The sequence below is a fragment of the Providencia sp. PROV269 genome (assembly GCF_028477785.1).
Taxonomy (GTDB): Bacteria; Pseudomonadota; Gammaproteobacteria; order Enterobacterales; family Enterobacteriaceae; genus Providencia; species Providencia rettgeri.
Genome location: NZ_JAMPLV010000001.1, coordinates 25,217 through 42,355, shown reverse-complemented (window position 1 = coordinate 42,355; position 17,139 = coordinate 25,217). Strand labels below are relative to the sequence as shown.

The window sequence follows — 17,139 nt, the reverse complement described above, 5'->3', positions numbered from 1 at the left end:
AGATTAACGCCCAATTTATTTTAGTCGCCATAAAACGGGCTTAGCGTAAAAAACGCATTTCGTAACTCGCTGGTTTACTTGCTTTTATAAGTACTGAAAATTAACTGATATAGGAACACTATGCCGAATTGCAGTCTGGCGGATCTCAGGCATGTTGTCGCTCTAGGTGGCGGGCATGGACTTGGTCGCGTGATGTCTTCACTTTCTTCTTTAGGTTCTCGTTTAACGGGTATTGTTACCACAACCGATAATGGGGGCTCAACAGGCCGTATTCGTCGCTCTGAAGGCGGGATCGCTTGGGGAGATATGCGTAACTGTTTAAATCAGCTAATTACTGAACCATCCATTGCTTCTGCGATGTTTGAATACCGTTTCAGCGGTAATGGTGAACTTTCAGGCCATAATTTAGGTAATTTAATGTTAAAATCATTAGACCACCTAAGTGTTCGTCCGTTAGAAGCCATAAATCTTATCCGTAATATGCTAAAAGTTGATGCGCAGTTGATCCCGATGTCGGAATCCCCTGTTGATTTAATGGCTATCGATGAAATGGGCAATGAAGTATACGGTGAGGTGAATGTTGATGCCTTACATGAAATCCCGCAAGAATTACGCTTATACCCGACAGTAAAGGCAACGAAAGAAGCCTTACAGGCTATCCACCAAGCAGACTTAATTATTATCGGCCCCGGCAGCTTTTTTACCAGTTTAATGCCATTATTGCTTTTGGATGAAATTGCAGCTGCACTGCGCGAATGTAAAGCCCCGATGATTTATATTGGTAACTTAGCGAAAGAAATTAGCTCCCCAGCAGCAAACCTGTCTTTGCCTGACAAGCTAAAAATGATGGAGCATTATATTGGTTGCCAAAAAATTGATGCGTTAATCCTTGGCCCTCGCACACAAACAAGCAATATCAGCCCTGAACGCAAAATAATTCAACGGGTACTCGAAGCTGACGATATTCCCTATCGCCATGATAGAAAGCTGTTACTGCAAGCCATCGAAGAAACCATCAACTTGTTATAACCCCCTAACCGCCATTCCGCTGCTAAATACCCGCAGCGGAAAACCTTCCCTAAAATTAGCCCTTTGTTTCCTGTATTTCCACAAAATCTATTTTCAAAATACTTTGCGTTGTGGGTAGGCGGCAAGTGAAGGCAGCTCGGGGAGCATACATAAATATGTGACCCGAGTGACTAAACGTAGCCAACACCCCCCACAGCGTGAGGTATGAGGAAAATTACGAATTAGCGATAAACTGAGAGCGTATCTCCTGCAATTCGTCTCGGACTCGCGCAGCCGCTTCAAATTCAAGATCTTGAGCATGCTTATACATTTGCGCTTCAAGTTGCGAAATCCGTTGCTCCAACTCTTTTGTCGACATCGATTGGATATCAACCGAATTATTATTTTTACCATTGTCTTTCGTACGGTTTTTTCCTTTACCACCCACTTTGTGGCCAATTTGCAGGATATCACCGATTTTCTTATTCAAACCTTGTGGTACGATTCCATGTTCTTCGTTGAACGCCATTTGTTTAGCACGGCGACGCTCTGTTTCTGCAATCGCTTTTTGCATGGAGTTGGTGATCCTGTCTCCGTAAAGGATTGCCTTACCATTTAAGTTACGAGCCGCACGCCCTATGGTTTGAATAAGTGAACGCTCTGAGCGCAAGAAACCTTCTTTGTCCGCGTCCAAAATAGCCACCAGAGAGACCTCTGGCATATCCAAGCCTTCTCTTAATAAGTTGATCCCAACCAGTACATCAAACTCACCAAGTCGCAGGTCGCGAATAATTTCCACACGCTCGACTGTATCGATATCTGAGTGAAGATAACGCACTCGCTCACCGTGCTCTTCGAGATATTCCGTTAAATCCTCTGCCATACGTTTTGTTAAAGTAGTGACTAATACACGTTCATTTTTCTGTACACGGATACGGATTTCAGACAGTAAATCATCCACTTGGGTAGTAACTGGGCGGACTTCTATAATCGGGTCAAGTAGGCCAGTAGGCCTAACAACTTGCTCAATCACTTCATTGCCTGATTTATCAAGCTCGTAGTTACCCGGCGTTGCCGACACATAAATAGTTTGAGGAGCTAAGGCTTCAAATTCTTCAAAGCGCATTGGGCGGTTATCTAATGCAGAAGGAAGACGAAACCCATATTCAACTAAGGTTTCTTTTCTTGAGCGATCCCCTTTATACATCGCGCCTATTTGCGGGATAGTAACGTGAGATTCATCCACCACCAGCAAGCCATCTGCGGGTAAGTAATCAAATAGTGTCGGCGGTGGCTCACCAGGAGCACGACCCGATAAGTAGCGTGAATAGTTTTCAATACCTGAACAATAACCGAGCTCATTCATCATCTCTAAGTCGAATTGCGTTCGTTGAGTAATACGTTGCTCTTCCAGTAATTTATTGTTTTCTAGTAATACTTTTCGTCTATCCGCCAATTCAACCTTAATTTGTTCCATTGCCTCAAGAATGCGTTCTCTCGGTGTGACATAGTGCGTTTTTGGATAAACGGTGAAACGAGGAACACGATGTTGTATTTGCCCTGTCAATGGGTCAAATAATGACAACCGTTCAACTTCATCATCAAATAGCTCAACACGTAAGGCATACTCGTCTGATTCCGCAGGAAAAATATCGATAACCTCACCACGGACACGGAAAGTCCCCCGCGTAAAAGCTTGGTCATTCCGCGTATATTGCAAGTCCGCTAAACGCCTTAAAATTGAGCGTTGGTCGATGATCATGCCATCCGTTAGGTGCAACATCATTTTTAAGTAGCTGTCAGGGTCACCCAAACCGTAAATAGCCGACACAGAAGCCACCACAATCACATCGCGACGTTCGAGTAAGGCCTTGGTCGCAGATAACCGCATTTGCTCAATGTGTTCGTTTACAGACGCATCTTTTTCAATGAAAGTATCGGAGCTTGGGACGTAAGCTTCAGGCTGATAATAGTCATAGTAAGAAACGAAATATTCCACAGCGTTGTCTGGGAAGAAGGCTTTCATTTCGCTATAAAGCTGTGCCGCTAAGGTTTTATTATGCGCCATTAACATGGTAGGCCGGTTCTCTTGCGCAATAACGTTGGCAATAGTGAACGTCTTACCAGACCCCGTTACCCCTAATAGGGTTTGATGAGCAAGTCCATCTTGTAGCCCTTCCCTTAACTTATGGATGGCTTCGGGTTGGTCCCCTCCCGGCTGAAAATCAGAATACAGCTTAAAATCCTTACTCATATTAACGCCCCTTAACTAGTTTCTCCCATTATGATACTGGATAAAAAACCAGCTTCAAGTATTGAAGCTAAATTTTCTGTTATTCTCCGTTCTAATATGTTTATAAAAATGTTATCCCCAAAAAAGTGCTTGACCTTTTTGAAACTTTATATTTTATGCTATTGCATTTTTATGCCGTATCTCAAATGCAAATTGAAGGCTTGATTTTATTTAACCATTTGTATTTATTAAAAATTAATTTAAAGTCCAGAATCACATCAAATAAAGTCAAAGCCGCTTGTCGCCTAGCGTAGAACTTGTTTTATAACGTTAATACACAAGGTTATCCACAGAAATGGTGGATAACTCTTGAAGCCCTTTAGGCTCATGGATTCACAAGATCCCTAAGATTTGTTCAATGGAGGCTAAATGACAAAAAGATGGCAGTTTAATGAAAAAATTTTTACGTAGTAACTGCGATGAAAAACAGATTTTATCTTTTTTATTAAGATCTGAGTGGTATTTTTACTGAAATACTTGACAGTATTTCAGTTGAGAACGTTAAAAAAGATCGGATCTCTATTTAACAATTGATCAGCCCCAAGCACTTGACTTACTTGGGGTAAAATATTTATAAATTTTATATAATCAAAGAGTTAATAAAGAAAGATCTAAATAGCTGCCTAATTCACCGTTAAGAGTGTCTTGATGTGGGATCACACCTAAACAAGGTGCCTTAATCATTCGATTAAGTGTCAGCAAATATTGTGCTTGGAAACGACCAGCAGGTTCAACTTCATTGGCGACCCAGCCAGCCACAGGCAAACCTGAAGCCTCGATAGATTCCATGGTTAACAATGCATGGTTTATACAACCTAACTTAACACCAACCACTAAAATAACGGGTAACTGCTGTTCAATCACCCAATCTGCATACGTTTTTTCTACGGATAACGGGGTATACCAGCCACCAGCACCTTCCACTAATAACCAATCAGCTTGAGATTTCAAATAAGCCAACCCTTGATTGATTATTGAAAATTCAATAGGTTGATTTAATTCTTCACTGATAATATGTGGCGAAGTGGGTGCTTCAAACACAATCGGGTTAATCACCTGATAGGGTAATTTTACTCGGCTATTGGCTTGTAATAATAACGCATCGCTATTACGCAACCCGTCTACCGTGAGTTCACTTCCAGATGCAACGGGCTTAAAGCCCACCGTGTTCAAACCTTGATAACCTGCGGCTTGCAGTAAAGCACAACTTACAACGGTTTTCCCTACTTCTGTATCCGTTCCTGTTACAAAATACACTTTAGTCACGGTAAATCACTCCAAACACCGTATGGTAAGTTAAAGGTAGGCCTTGCTCTGTCATTGGATAGAGCAAAGCAAGTTGCTGCAAATGCTGACGAGTCACTAGCCCAGCTTTACGCCCAGTGGTCAAATGTGTCGCGCCAATCCCTTTCAATGAATGGAGCAACGCTATTAACTCAGGAAAATAGAGTGTATCCTTCTGAAAAATAAGTTTATGTCTCCATGACTGACAACTATTTCGTATCTGTTGAACACTGAGAAAGGAATTCACATGCGAATAGCCATCAAGTGAATGCCAAGCTGAAGATAATTCTGTGAGAGAATGCTCTGCAAGCGTAGTGAACACCACAACTCCACCCGGTTTTGTCACCCGATACAATTCGCTTAATGCTTTACTCAGATCTTGGCACCATTGAACCGATAAATTTGAAAAAACCACATCAAAGGTTTGTGAATCTAATGGAATGGATTCTATATCAGCACATAAATAGTGATCGGCCACGGCTTTCGTTTGTGCCATTTCAAGCATTCCCACAGAAAGGTCTAATGCAGTGACGCGATGCCCTTGGTTTTTCAATTTATAGCTAAAATAGCCCGTACCGCACCCTGCATCTAAAATATGCAATGGCGCCGTTGATTGTGAGTGATTTAAGGCTGAAGTCAGATGATCAAGGAGTTGTGTTCCTGTTGATCGTTGATAACTTGCCACTGCATCATAACTTTTAGCTGCACGGCCAAATGCCGCTGCAATTTTATGCTTTTCACGACTGAGCGATAAAGTCATGTAAAGCCTCCAATAATTGATCGATATCTTGACGTTGGTGTGCAGCACTTAACGTGATCCGTAGCCTAGCACTCCCGGGCGGAACCGTTGGCGGCCTAATCGCTTGCACCCAAATATTTTTGTTGCGTAAAAAATTGGCTAACTGTTGGCTAGCTTGGTTTTCGCCAACAATTAATGGCTGAATAGCCGTCGTTGAATCAGTCAGTTGCATGCCATGAAAATCAGCATTATGTCTAAAATATTCAATATGTTGCTTAAGATTTTCTCGTGCCTGATCCGCAAGCTGAATTTGCTCAACGGCCGCTAGAAGAGCAACGGCCTGAGCCGGAGGCATCGAAGTGCTATAAATTAAATGGCGTGCAGATTGGATGAAAAATTCAGCCGTTGGCTCATCACACAGCACCGCTGCGCCACTTAAACCAAATGCTTTACCAAATGTCACGACTAAAATTTCAGGTTTAACCCCACTCGCAAAGCAGCTACCACGACCTTGTTCTCCGATAACGCCGATACCATGTGCATCATCAACCATCAACCAAGCATGCTGATTTCTTGCGATTTCCTGTAATTGTTGAAGGGGAGCATTATCACCATCCATACTAAAAACGCCTTCCGTCACAACAAGCGTTTTTCCCGAAATAGGCTTGTGGATTAAGTTTTCGAGTGATAATGGATTATTATGCTGAAAGCGCCTTAATTGAGCCCCCGAATGAATCGAGGCTTCCATGATCGATGCATGGCTGAGCTTATCCGCTAAGATACGATCTTTTTCCGTCATTAATGCGGTGATCACCGCATGGTTCGCAGCAAATCCAGAAATAAACAATAAGGCTTTTGGGTAGCCTAGCCAACCAGCGAGCGCTTGCTCTAATTTATCATGCGCTTTGGTGAACCCTGTGATATGTCCCGATCCCCCACTCCCCACGCCATATTCATCGGCACCACGTTGCCAAGCGGCAACCACTTGGGGATGGTGAGATAACCCCAAATAGTCATTGGATGAAAAGTTGAGATATTCTTTTCCGGAAAAATAAAGAGACCTACCATTCGCATGATCAATGCACTGACGTTGACGCCAGATAGACGCCTGCTTACGCTGCGCTATCTGGTTTTGTATAAATGATTGCCAAGTCATTATACTGCAGCGTTATAAAATTGAGCGTTATCAGCAGTTAACAACGTTTCGGCTAACTTAGCAGCTTGATGGTTATCCCCTTCGTCGGTTTCAATACGCTCAGGGTTAATATTCAGTTTTCTAAATAGCGCCAAGTCTTTGTTTTCGTCAGGGTTTGGCGTCGTTAATAATTTACACCCATAGAATACGGAGTTTGCACCGGCCATAAAACATAATGCTTGGGTTTGCTCATTCATGTATTCACGGCCTGCAGACAGCCTAACGTATGACGTTGGCATCATGATGCGTGCAACGGCAATAGTACGAATAAAATCAAATGCATCGACATCTTCGTTATCTGCCATTGGGGTGCCTTCAACTTTCATCAACATGTTGATCGGCACACTTTCTGGCGGTTTCGGTAAATTGGCTAATTGGACTAATAAGGCCGCTCGGTCACTAACTTTTTCACCTAAGCCTAAAATCCCACCCGAGCAGACTTTGATCCCTGCATCTCGTACATTTTCGAGTGTATTTAAGCGATCTTGATAACTGCGAGTCGTAATAATATTGCCGTAGTATTCTGGAGAGGTATCAAGGTTATGGTTATAATAATCTAATCCTGCTTCTGCTAAGCGTTGAGCTTGGGCGTTATCAATCATCCCTAAAGTCATACAGGTTTCCATGCCGAGTGACTTCACTTCTTTTACCATCATTTCAAGGTATGGCATATCGCGTTCTTTCGGGTTACGCCATGCCGCGCCCATACAAAAACGGGTTGAACCTGCTTGTTTTGCTTTTTTCGCCGATTCCAGAACTTGCTGAACTTCCATTAATTTTTCAGTTTCTAGCCCTGTTTTATAGCGGGCGCTTTGCGCGCAATACTTACAATCTTCAGGGCAAGCTCCAGTTTTAATTGATAACAAAGTGCTGACTTGCACTTGCTGGGGGTCGAAATGTTGGCGATGAATTTGCTGTGCCTGAAATAATAGTTCAAAAAAAGGCATTGAAAACAGTTCATTAGCTTGTTTTATTGTCCACTGTTTTAATTGGCTCACGGAAACGCTCCAGTTGAAAAAGTTGTTGCCAGTTTAAATATTGTGATTATCATGTCAACTAAAATGAGATAAAAAAGTTGACGATGATAGCAAATGGATAACGTAGATATTCAATTTGATGCCAAACATATTTGGCACCCTTATACCTCGATGAGCCAGCCAATTCCGGCTTATCCGATTGTTGAAGCCCATGGAGCTGAGCTAATCATGGCCGATGGGAAAAAATTAATTGATGGGATGTCTTCATGGTGGGCAGCCATTCATGGTTATAATCATCCTGTATTAAACCAAGCGGTCACAACGCAATTAGCGAAAATGTCCCATGTGATGTTTGGCGGAATTACACACCCACCCGCAGTGAACCTATGCAAACAGTTGGTAGCAATCACGCCAGAGCCGCTAGAATGCGTCTTTCTTGCCGATTCCGGGTCAGTGGCGGTTGAAGTTGCTCTGAAAATGGCATTGCAATATTGGCAAGCCAAAGGGGAAAAGCGTCAACGGATCCTCACATTACGTCATGGATATCATGGTGATACCTTCGGTGCGATGGCCGTTTGTGACCCTGATAATTCAATGCATGGCCTGTATAAGGGGTATTTACCTCCGCATATTTTTGTGGAAGCCCCACAATGCGGTTTTTACGATGAATGGGATAGTGCAGATTTGCACCCTCTTGAGGTACAACTTGCCGAAAATAGCCATGAAATTGCAGCGATCATCCTTGAACCGATTGTTCAAGGCGCTGGTGGAATGCGCATCTATCACCCTGAATATTTAAAGGGAGTTCGCCATTTATGCGATCAATATGGTCTATTATTAATTGCCGATGAAATCGCTACGGGGTTTGGTCGTACGGGCAAATTGTTTGCTTGCCATCATGCAAATATATCACCGGATATTATGTGTTTAGGAAAGGCATTAACCGGTGGTTATATGACCCTTTCGGCAACGATCACAACCCGCCACGTTGCAGAAACTATTAGCAATGGGGAAGCGGGTTGTTTTATGCATGGCCCAACCTTTATGGGCAACCCACTTGCCTGTGCCGTTGCAGATGCTAGCCTGACTTTGCTGCTCAATAGCCCTTGGCAAACAACAATTACCACTATTGAACAACAACTTAAGACTGAGCTAACACCATTAGCATCCCATCCTAGCGTAGCAGATGTGAGAGTTCTAGGTGCAATTGGCGTGATTGAAATGAAGAAACCTGTAAACACAGCGGCTTTGCAAAAAGTATTTGTGGAAAATGGTGTTTGGGTTCGCCCATTCGGCAAACTGATTTATGTAATGCCACCGTACATCATCACCCCAGAGCAACTGAGCAACGTGACGAATACGATGGCAAAAGTGTTGGGATAACTCAATAAATTCAATCTTAATCTAAGTCGATTTTTTAACTAGATTTTTAACTCGATTTTTAACTCGATTTTTAACTCGATTTTTAACTCGATTTTTAACTCGATTTTTAACTCGATTTTTAACTCGATTTTTAACTCGATTTTTAACTAGATTTTTAACTAGAGAATCTTCTAAATAATTCGAGTTATAGCAAGGCGGCAATCGAGGATATCTTGGGGAGCATACACCAGTATGTGACCCAAGTAGCCGAGTGAAGCCAACACCGCTATAGCTCGAAGTATGACGAAGATTAAAGGATAGTGACCCACATAGGTCCTTTCCCTACCCCATAGCGTGCTAATAAACGCAATTTTCCCGTAATCGGGTCAATTTCAGAAACTGAAACGTGGTCTGATTTTTGCCCGCTGGAAATTAAAAAACGACCTGTCGCATCAATATTAAAGCCCCTTGGGTGCGTCTCTGTTGGGTAACGTGCTTCTAATGTTAGCTCGCAACCGTCATCAGAAACCAGATAGTGGCTGAGGTAGCTTTCAGAACGTTCACTAACATATAAATGGCGGCCATCTGGCGTAATATGGATATCGGCAGCCCAGCGCTGGCTTTCGTTACCTAATGGGTAATTTGCCAAAGTTTGCATGTTACGATAGCGAGTGAATTTACGATATACGCCTACCGTTGAATCTAACTCATTCACACAATAAATGACCTTTTCAGTCGGATGGAAGGCCAGATGACGAGGGCCAGATTTTTCAGCCGTAGTAATTTGGTCTGCAGTTGCTTCGGTTAAATAACCATTTTCATGTAAATCGAATAAACGGATATGGTCTTCACCTAAGCAAGGCACCCAAAGCTGTTGATTATCAACATCAACATGAGACGAATGTGGATTTTGCAATCCTTCAATCACTTGAACGACTTGATTTGGTACACCTTCATCATTGATAGTCAGAACTGATAGATTATGTTGATGATATGAAGGAACAAATAAATATTTGCCCGTGTTATCCAATGATAAGTGAACTGGCGTTCCCGGAACGGATGTTTCTGCTTTTAAACGCAGTGTCCCTTTGCCTTCAATTTCATAGGTTACGACACGAAAATTCGGGCGCACACCAATATAAAGGTATTTTTTATCATGGCTTAATACCATAGGTTGCACTTGGCCTGGTGTTTTTACTGTTTGTAAAAGAGTAAGTTCCCCAACCTCATTCATCGACCACACGTGAATTTGCTGACTCTCGGGGCTCGCAATATAAACAACCTGATTCATCCTGACTCCTTAATTCATGATAAAAATACAAAACCGCATCTATAGTCCACTACATTGGCTTCACTATACCCTATATTATGCAAATCACAGTGAGTAAATAGCGCCAAAGTTCAGCGTCATGAATTTAAAGCTACAATTAATTCATCCAATAACTCAGAGGAGGATGCTGACACCAAACTTCCCCCATTGATCACGTTTGTTTTATTACCATTAATGTTTGCATAATAAACTCCAGCTTCAGTAAGGCAAGGTAAAATAGCCGCGATATCCCATGGTTTCATTAACGTATCAATAGCACAATCGATCCTTCCTGCTGCTACCATTAAATGCTGATAACAATCATTTATAAAAACCATATCTTGAGCAGAATTAACGACATTTGATAGATTGTAAGCTTTGTTACCTTCTCTGTTATCAAAATTGGTACTGTGTATACCTGATATCGAAACAACAGCTTCGCCTAATTTTTTCGTTTTTTTTATCTGAGTGCATATCCGTTTTGGTGCAAGATCACCTTTTTTAGACCAACACCCGTTCCCTAACGATGCATAATATATAGAATCAATAGCGGAAAATGATATAACTCCGACAAGGGGAATGCCACTTTCAACATAAGCAATTAACGTACTAAATAATGGAACGCCATACAAAAATGCTCGTGTTCCATCAATAGGATCTATTATCCATCCGGTAGAAAATTCACCTTCAATATTTGTTCCGAACTCCTCCCCTAAAATAGGAATATGTGGAGTTCTCGCCTGAAGTACTTCTCTTATCACATTTTCTACTTTAAGATCTGTAGCGGTAACAATGGTGTTATCTATTTTTCTGGTAAATGTACCAGCTTCGTAAAAACCTTTTAGTAAATATTTACTAGCAGTATTCGCGGCTTCTAAAGCAATATTTAACACTGTAGAACTCCTTAACTAGCTTTTTGGTAACTCATTGCAACCCTAACGTTCTCAACATAAAACGATCAAGATTTCCCTTGAATGATTCAACAGTAGACCATGCAAAATCTGAGTGCTCAGAGCTTAAACAAACATGACCAGAGCATGAAACATTAAAGTTTAATTGGATACAACGTTGGCCCATTGCTTGGTACTCAACCGCACCGGAAAACCCAGAAATTTCAATAATTATCATTCCGGTTTCTTCTGCGATTTCACGACTAAGCGCTGTCTGCATATCTTCATCACACTCCATGCCACCAGAAGGAATTTCCCATACATTTGGCATGAACTCGCCTTCTGAACGCTTCAAAAAAAGAATTTTTGAATCATGTCCAGCTTTGATTAAACCGCCTACAACAACACGATCATAGTTTTTAAGTTTGGACATGACTGAATGAGGGATATATTTTTCTATCATCTTCGATACTTCTCTGCAACAGATGAAATGATTGATAAATAATTATCAATAAAATTGAAACGCTCTTCTCCGTACCAAATATCCAACTTAAACATACTATTGTGAAATTTTATAGCATTTCCGAAATAAGCTTTATTAATTCGAATTTTCTCACCATAGTCACGAGAGATTTTATTTGGTGAGTGAAAGAGAGAATATTCATTGATAGGGCACGTTGAGCCAGGTATATCAGCCTCAAGTGCACCAGCTTGGTTTAATATATCTACGAATTCATGCAGACCAATTGAAAATTTAGACTGATCAAACATAACTGGCATGGCATACCAAGCTGGGTTCGCTTTTTTAGGAATGCGAACTATCTTTAAACCATCGATCTGCTCAATTCCAGTTTTCAATAAATGAGCAGTTTCCCTTTTTTCTTGCATCATCTGCTCAAAGTTTAGCATCTGAGGCATAACAACCGAAGCACCAAGTGGGTGCATTCGTAAATTAAGGCCAGTCCCTGTAATAGCAAAATCTCTTAAACTATCAGTGTTCACTTCCTTTTTTGCACGCTTATTAAAATGCCCGACTAACACAGCTCGTTCGTAGAATTCACGATGCTTAGTGGCAAAGAAGCCACCTTCGCCTGAAGTTAGTATTTTCTTACCCTGAAAACTCCAAGCAGAACCATCAGAAAAACTCCCAATCATTTTGCCATCCCAAGTTGCTCCATGTGCATGAGAACTATCTTCTAATAAAAGAATTTCGTGTCGTTCGCATATATCTATCAGTTCATCCATATCACACGGTATCCCCCACATATGTGTAATAATCACCGCTTTTGTTTTATCGCTAATCAGGGCTTCTACGGATTTTGGATCTACATTGCCATTATCCCCACAGTCTGCAAATTTTAGCTCAGCGCCTAGCTGGTGGAGTGGAGAGCATGTAGCAAAGAATGTATAGCTAGGGACTATTACTTCATCCCCTCGGCCTATACCAGCACCATAAAACATGGAAAATAATGCTGTAGTACCAGAATTAACAGCAATTGCATTTTCTACATCAAAAATTTCTTTAAATGTACTTTCTAGGTGCTCGTAAATTCCACCATTATCATAAATTGAGATATCTTCAAAAAGTTGCCTATTAACACTATCTTTAATTTCATCTGTAATAATTGGATGACTAAACTTACAGTATTTTGATTTCATCATACTTCCATTCCTTTTTATTTTATCGCTTTATAACCACTTTCTTTGAAAGCAATTTCTAAAATATCGGTCACGGCAAGTGAACTGACTAAGTTACTATTGAAACTGTCTTGAGAATCACTGAAAAAAAGCTCTCGATACATACGAACAAATGGTGACTCAAGTGCATTAATAAAATTAAATTCATTTATTATTTTTTGTTTCTTTGACTTAACCTGAACTATATTTTCATTTCCATAAATAATACAATTATTACTTATTAACGTTACATCTTCATGTTTCTTATATCCTACGCATGATATATATATAAAAATAATTGTATCTCTGCATTGTAACTCTACAAAAGCAACATCATCAACATCATATTCACCAGAAGAAGTATTTATTAACCTAGAGTAATTAACATTAATTTCATCTCCATCAAATAAATAGTTTACTAAATTTACAATGTGATAGCCCATATCCAACCAAACACCACCACCAGAACTCGCATGACTGCTTCTCCAGTCACTATTTGGATTTTTACTAGGAAAGTGTATCTTATTTCTATTTGGGAGACTTTTTCTTCTGTTGAGATTAAATATTCTTTCAGTTTTTCATAAGCTAACGTATATCTCTTTTGACAAACAGTAAAAAATCTCATATCATTTTTAATTATTAAATTCTTTAATTTTTTCGCCTGCATGACATTTAAAGCAAATGGCTTCTCTTTTATTATTGTTATATTATTTTTACAGCAATAAAAAATTACATTTTCATATAACTCATGAGGAAGAGCAATAATAATTGTATCTGGCTCAATTTCATCGAACATTTTACGATAACATAAATAAATAGGAGGACTGTAATTTAATAATAATTTTGTTTTATAAATATTACTTATCGATATATCACACAGCGCACTAATACTCACCCCCAAACTACATAATGCAGGTATGTGTTCCTTTCTTACAATATTCCCACATCCAATTATCGCCAACCTCATATAATTAAATCCCCATATTAATGGCCCAACTATTTCGCATGAAATTTATTTTCAATTTAAAACGACATGCATATTAGTTAATATTTTACAAAGAAAACAATCTAAGAAAATTACTTTTTATATTATGCTTGTTTATTTTTAATAAATAACGAAGTATATTATTTCAACTTGATTTTTTAATGTAACATCAAAGTTTTATTGGCTACCACAATAAACCCTTTATTCTTACTAGCAAGATGCTAAATACTATCTAAATAACCTTCGCCACAAATCACTTCAATGTAGTATGAGTCCATGCTAACAACTTTTTGAGCGTTCGAAATTTCAATTCTGCAATTTACTAAAAAAACGCCTCATTATCTTAAAATTTTAAAATCATAGTCGATATTGAGCTTTTCACATCAAAAGTATCTACCTAAACAATATGGAATATCTGTCTCTGACAGACAACCTCAACAACAGCTAGATTTAACAATGCCAATTAATATTATCTACAATTTATCGCAGCTATTAGTTTAATTTCGCTTTAACTGTAAAAAATGACACCAACACCACTATATATATCGTGCCAAGAACAAATAATAGTGATACTAAAACGGTTCAGTTCGTTACTATTATCCGCTATGATGATAAAACAACCTTAGCTTACTAACATGAATATGATAGTTTATAGCTGTGCTCAATATATCCTCATCTCCTATACTGATGCTGCCAATCATCGTATAGATAACTCTAAAATCACGTGGAGCCGTTTATGTCATACCGCGTTATTGCGCTCGATCTTGATGGAACACTACTTGATCACCAAAAGAAAATTCTACCGGAATCTCTAGCTGTCTTACAGGAAGCCCGTCGCCAAGGCGTTAAGGTCATCATTGTGACAGGTCGTCATCATGTCGCTATTCATCCGTTTTACCAAACCTTAGACCTTGATACACCAGCGATCTGCTGTAACGGAACTTATCTATACGATTATTTAGGCAAAAAAGTCCTAAAATCTAATCCGATGACCCTCGATTCAGTCACGCAAATGATCGATAAACTGCGTGGTACTGATATTCAACATTTAATGTATGTTGATAATGCGATGCTCTATAACGCGCAAACAGAAGGCATTAAACGTACATTAAATTGGGCTGAATCCTTACCTGTTGCACAGCGTCCAACCATTGAATTTGTTGAAGATTACGCTGATGTGATGCATAACTATGATTCTATTTGGAAATTTGCTGTTAGCTCACCAAATACAGATCAACTTCATCAAGTCGTTAGTGAAATTGAAAATGACTTTGGTTTAGATTGTGAATGGTCTTGGATGGATCAGGTGGATGTCGGCCGTAAAGGTAATAGTAAAGGCCAACGCTTAAAGGAATGGGTTGAATCCCAAGGGATGACAATGAATGATGTTGTCGCTTTTGGTGATAATTTCAATGATTTAAGTATGCTGACAACCGCAGGTTTAGGTGTCGCGATGGGTAATGCGGTTGATGAAATCAAGCAACAAGCTAAGCTCGTGACTCGAGTTAATACTGAACCGGGTATTGCTGAAGTTATCCGTAAGTACGTTCTGTAACGTCCAATTATTTTATTAATTCAAGGAAAGCTCAGCTTTCCTTTTCTTATTTTCTATTGTCACAACGCCAAGAACGACGAGTGATTATAGATGACGAGATAGCGATACAGCCTTCACTTGCGCATACACTTTTCTACCTTTACGAATAGACAGCTCATCCCTTGCCCAGCGGGTAATACGTGCCCATAAATAATGTTCTTCGCCTAAATCTAGCTTCACATCCACTTGTTCGCCATCTTCAATCCATTCAACCACTTCTGCGGCCAAAATATTTCGAATACTGCTCACTTGTGGTTTTTCAAGCACCAAAGATACATCCGATGCATCAATACGTATCCGAACGTTAGTGCCTTGTGGTGCGTTAACACGTGGGATCCACAGTTTTTGACTCCCCACAATCACCGCTGTCATTTCATAATCAGGGTGTTGACTATGTACAGTTGCACTGACCACACTGCTTAACGTTTCTTGCTGTAGCCAAGGACGCAAAGCACTGCTTGCCCAAACATCTTCCAAGGCGCCAAAGGCTTTAACTTTACCTTGTGCCATCACGATGACTTTATCTGCTAAACGCAAAATTTCATCCAAACTATGGCTGACATATAAAATCGGAATTTTAACGTCTTGAGAAAGCTTTTCTAAATACGGCAGCAATTCCCGTTTTCGGGGCAAATCCAAAGAAGCTAACGGCTCATCCATCAGGAGAATTTCAGGGGCTGTAAGCAATGCACGACCTATGGCAACTCGTTGTTTTTCACCACCAGAAAGGGTTATCGGGTAGCGATTGAGTAATTTTTCAATACCAAGCAGCCCGACAATATCGTCGAAGCGGGCTTTCATTTCAGGCGCCATGCCATAACGCAAATTGCTTTTCACCCGATAATGAGGAAACAACCGTGCATCTTGAAATACATAACCGATATGGCGTTGTTCGGGCGGTAAGCAAATCCCTTTTTCTACATCCACCAATGTACGACGATTGAGTACAACACGCCCTTTACTGGGTTTAGTTAGCCCACCTATCACATTGATAAGCGAGGTTTTTCCTGCGCCAGAAAGCCCAAAAACCGCGGTAATACTTTCCGTTGGCAATTGCGTTTTAACTTCTAACTGTAAGTCGCCTAATTTTTGTGAAAAATCGAGTTCTAACATATTAGGCCACTCCCAAACGCTTTTTACCCCAGCGGGTTAGCCACTCTGAGATCAATAATGAAATCAAGGCTAAAATAATCGCAATGACACATAAGCGCGCAGCGTCTACTTCTGCCCCCGGCGTTTCAATTAAGGTGTACATCGCTAATGGGATGGTTTGTGTTTCACCTGGTATATTCGAAACAAAAGTAATTGTGGCGCCAAATTCACCAAGCGAACGTGCAAAGGCTAACACTGTTCCGACAATAATGCCGGGAAGAGATAGCGGAATGGTTATCGTGAAAAATACACGTAATGGTGTCGCACCTAATGTCCTCGCTGCTAGCTCCAATTTTTGGTCAACCGCTTCAAGCGCTAAACGAATTGCACGCACCATTAGTGGAAATGCAACCACGGCAGACGCAAGCGCAGCGCCCCGCCAACTAAAGGTAAAACTAAAGCCAAACCAGTTATATAACCATTCACCGATAAAACCGCGTTTACCCATACTGATCAACAGTAAGTACCCCACTACCACTGGCGGCAATACCAGTGGTAGGTGGATAATACTATCAAGCAGTGTTTTTCCAGGAAAATTACAGCGAACCAATACCCACGCAATTAAAATACCTAATGGTAAACTGAAAATTACAGCTACACTGGATACTTTTAGGCTTAGGTAAATCGCTTCCCATTCATAAGGACTTAACATCTGCAAAAAAATGCTCTCTTAA

The 17,139-nt window shown here is 40.4% G+C and carries 16 protein-coding genes; 3 read left to right on the top strand and 13 right to left on the bottom strand.

Going from position 1 to position 17,139, the window contains the following annotated elements:
* Nucleotides 1–120 precede the first annotated feature (120 nt).
* Nucleotides 121–1,029 (top strand): gluconeogenesis factor YvcK family protein, encoded by a 909-nt coding sequence (locus PR683_RS00185; RefSeq protein ID WP_004909155.1) that lies wholly within the window; start codon nucleotides 121–123, stop codon nucleotides 1,027–1,029.
* Nucleotides 1,030–1,243: 214 nt separating this feature from the next.
* On the opposite strand, the gene uvrB is transcribed toward PR683_RS00185, so the two are convergent.
* From uvrB to bioB, 5 genes are all read right to left on the bottom strand, one after another.
* Nucleotides 1,244–3,262, bottom strand: a complete 2,019-nt coding sequence (gene uvrB / locus PR683_RS00180; RefSeq protein ID WP_115167709.1) for an excinuclease ABC subunit UvrB — start codon at nucleotides 3,260–3,262, stop codon at nucleotides 1,244–1,246.
* A 627-nt stretch (nucleotides 3,263–3,889) separates the two neighbouring features.
* A complete protein-coding gene (gene bioD, locus PR683_RS00175) occupies nucleotides 3,890–4,567 on the bottom strand; it encodes a dethiobiotin synthase (RefSeq protein WP_109910969.1) in 678 nt (225 codons plus the stop codon).
* Nucleotides 4,560–5,345 carry a malonyl-ACP O-methyltransferase BioC gene (bioC, locus tag PR683_RS00170; protein WP_117162175.1) on the bottom strand — a complete coding sequence of 262 codons (786 nt, stop codon included), beginning with the start codon at nucleotides 5,343–5,345 and terminating at the stop codon, nucleotides 4,560–4,562. Before bioC ends, bioD begins: the two co-directional genes overlap by 8 nt.
* Nucleotides 5,323–6,480: an 8-amino-7-oxononanoate synthase gene (bioF, locus tag PR683_RS00165; RefSeq protein WP_248445336.1), complete on the bottom strand. Its 1,158-nt coding sequence runs from the start codon at nucleotides 6,478–6,480 to the stop codon at nucleotides 5,323–5,325. Before bioF ends, bioC begins: the two co-directional genes overlap by 23 nt.
* The gene (gene bioB, locus PR683_RS00160) at nucleotides 6,480–7,517 is read right to left on the bottom strand and encodes a biotin synthase BioB (protein ID WP_248445337.1); all 1,038 of its coding nucleotides are present in this window, start codon (nucleotides 7,515–7,517) and stop codon (nucleotides 6,480–6,482) included. Before bioB ends, bioF begins: the two co-directional genes overlap by 1 nt.
* 93 nt (nucleotides 7,518–7,610) lie before the next feature.
* Between bioB and bioA the strand changes: the two genes are divergently transcribed.
* Nucleotides 7,611–8,879 carry an adenosylmethionine--8-amino-7-oxononanoate transaminase gene (gene bioA / locus PR683_RS00155; protein ID WP_196719762.1) on the top strand — a complete coding sequence of 423 codons (1,269 nt, stop codon included), beginning with the start codon at nucleotides 7,611–7,613 and terminating at the stop codon, nucleotides 8,877–8,879.
* A 289-nt stretch (nucleotides 8,880–9,168) separates the two neighbouring features.
* Here the strand turns inward: bioA and pgl are convergent, their stop codons facing one another.
* From pgl to PR683_RS00125, 6 genes are all read right to left on the bottom strand, one after another.
* Nucleotides 9,169–10,149, bottom strand: coding sequence for a 6-phosphogluconolactonase (gene pgl / locus PR683_RS00150; protein ID WP_109910964.1), 981 nt, complete (start codon nucleotides 10,147–10,149; stop codon nucleotides 9,169–9,171).
* A 116-nt stretch (nucleotides 10,150–10,265) separates the two neighbouring features.
* Complete coding sequence (locus PR683_RS00145) at nucleotides 10,266–11,060, bottom strand: inositol monophosphatase family protein (protein ID WP_109910963.1); 795 nt, start codon at nucleotides 11,058–11,060, stop codon at nucleotides 10,266–10,268.
* 31 nt (nucleotides 11,061–11,091) lie between these two features.
* A complete protein-coding gene (locus tag PR683_RS00140) occupies nucleotides 11,092–11,490 on the bottom strand; it encodes an NUDIX domain-containing protein (protein ID WP_226537876.1) in 399 nt (132 codons plus the stop codon).
* Nucleotides 11,491–11,516: 26 nt separating this feature from the next.
* Complete coding sequence (locus PR683_RS00135; RefSeq protein WP_272581606.1) at nucleotides 11,517–12,719, bottom strand: DegT/DnrJ/EryC1/StrS family aminotransferase; 1,203 nt, start codon at nucleotides 12,717–12,719, stop codon at nucleotides 11,517–11,519.
* A 14-nt stretch (nucleotides 12,720–12,733) separates the two neighbouring features.
* Nucleotides 12,734–13,255, bottom strand: coding sequence for a Gfo/Idh/MocA family protein (locus tag PR683_RS00130; RefSeq protein ID WP_414602306.1), 522 nt, complete (start codon nucleotides 13,253–13,255; stop codon nucleotides 12,734–12,736).
* Nucleotides 13,159–13,701: a Gfo/Idh/MocA family protein gene (locus PR683_RS00125; RefSeq protein WP_272581605.1), complete on the bottom strand. Its 543-nt coding sequence runs from the start codon at nucleotides 13,699–13,701 to the stop codon at nucleotides 13,159–13,161. The genes PR683_RS00130 and PR683_RS00125 overlap by 97 nt, the downstream gene beginning before the upstream one ends.
* Nucleotides 13,702–14,455: 754 nt before the next feature.
* Between PR683_RS00125 and PR683_RS00120 the strand changes: the two genes are divergently transcribed.
* Nucleotides 14,456–15,274 carry a pyridoxal phosphatase gene (locus PR683_RS00120; protein ID WP_109910960.1) on the top strand — a complete coding sequence of 273 codons (819 nt, stop codon included), beginning with the start codon at nucleotides 14,456–14,458 and terminating at the stop codon, nucleotides 15,272–15,274.
* A gap of 84 nt (nucleotides 15,275–15,358) precedes the next feature.
* Here PR683_RS00120 and modC read toward each other — a convergent pair whose 3' ends face one another.
* Together modC and modB are read right to left on the bottom strand one after the other, a co-directional pair.
* Complete coding sequence (modC, locus tag PR683_RS00115; RefSeq protein WP_004909131.1) at nucleotides 15,359–16,426, bottom strand: molybdenum ABC transporter ATP-binding protein ModC; 1,068 nt, start codon at nucleotides 16,424–16,426, stop codon at nucleotides 15,359–15,361.
* Between the two features lies 1 nt (nucleotide 16,427).
* On the bottom strand, nucleotides 16,428–17,117 hold the full coding sequence (gene modB / locus PR683_RS00110) for a molybdate ABC transporter permease subunit (RefSeq protein WP_109910959.1): 690 nt from the start codon (nucleotides 17,115–17,117) through the stop codon (nucleotides 16,428–16,430).
* Nucleotides 17,118–17,139 lie beyond the last annotated feature (22 nt).

What these genes read in the sequence shown, in the direction of transcription:
- bioC (WP_117162175.1), bottom strand. Translation starts at nt 5,345, where the DNA reads ATGACTTTATCGCTCAGTCGTGAAAAGCATAAAATTGCAGCGGCATTT.
- pgl (WP_109910964.1), bottom strand. Translation starts at nt 10,149, where the DNA reads ATGAATCAGGTTGTTTATATTGCGAGCCCCGAGAGTCAGCAAATTCAC.
- modB (WP_109910959.1), bottom strand. Translation starts at nt 17,117, where the DNA reads ATGTTAAGTCCTTATGAATGGGAAGCGATTTACCTAAGCCTAAAAGTA.
- modC (WP_004909131.1), bottom strand. Translation starts at nt 16,426, where the DNA reads ATGTTAGAACTCGATTTTTCACAAAAATTAGGCGACTTACAGTTAGAA.
- bioF (WP_248445336.1), bottom strand. Translation starts at nt 6,480, where the DNA reads ATGACTTGGCAATCATTTATACAAAACCAGATAGCGCAGCGTAAGCAG.
- PR683_RS00120 (WP_109910960.1), top strand. Translation starts at nt 14,456, where the DNA reads ATGTCATACCGCGTTATTGCGCTCGATCTTGATGGAACACTACTTGAT.
- PR683_RS00135 (WP_272581606.1), bottom strand. Translation starts at nt 12,719, where the DNA reads ATGATGAAATCAAAATACTGTAAGTTTAGTCATCCAATTATTACAGAT.
- PR683_RS00125 (WP_272581605.1), bottom strand. Translation starts at nt 13,701, where the DNA reads ATGAGGTTGGCGATAATTGGATGTGGGAATATTGTAAGAAAGGAACAC.
- PR683_RS00185 (WP_004909155.1), top strand. Translation starts at nt 121, where the DNA reads ATGCCGAATTGCAGTCTGGCGGATCTCAGGCATGTTGTCGCTCTAGGT.
- bioA (WP_196719762.1), top strand. Translation starts at nt 7,611, where the DNA reads ATGGATAACGTAGATATTCAATTTGATGCCAAACATATTTGGCACCCT.
- uvrB (WP_115167709.1), bottom strand. Translation starts at nt 3,262, where the DNA reads ATGAGTAAGGATTTTAAGCTGTATTCTGATTTTCAGCCGGGAGGGGAC.
- PR683_RS00140 (WP_226537876.1), bottom strand. Translation starts at nt 11,490, where the DNA reads ATGTCCAAACTTAAAAACTATGATCGTGTTGTTGTAGGCGGTTTAATC.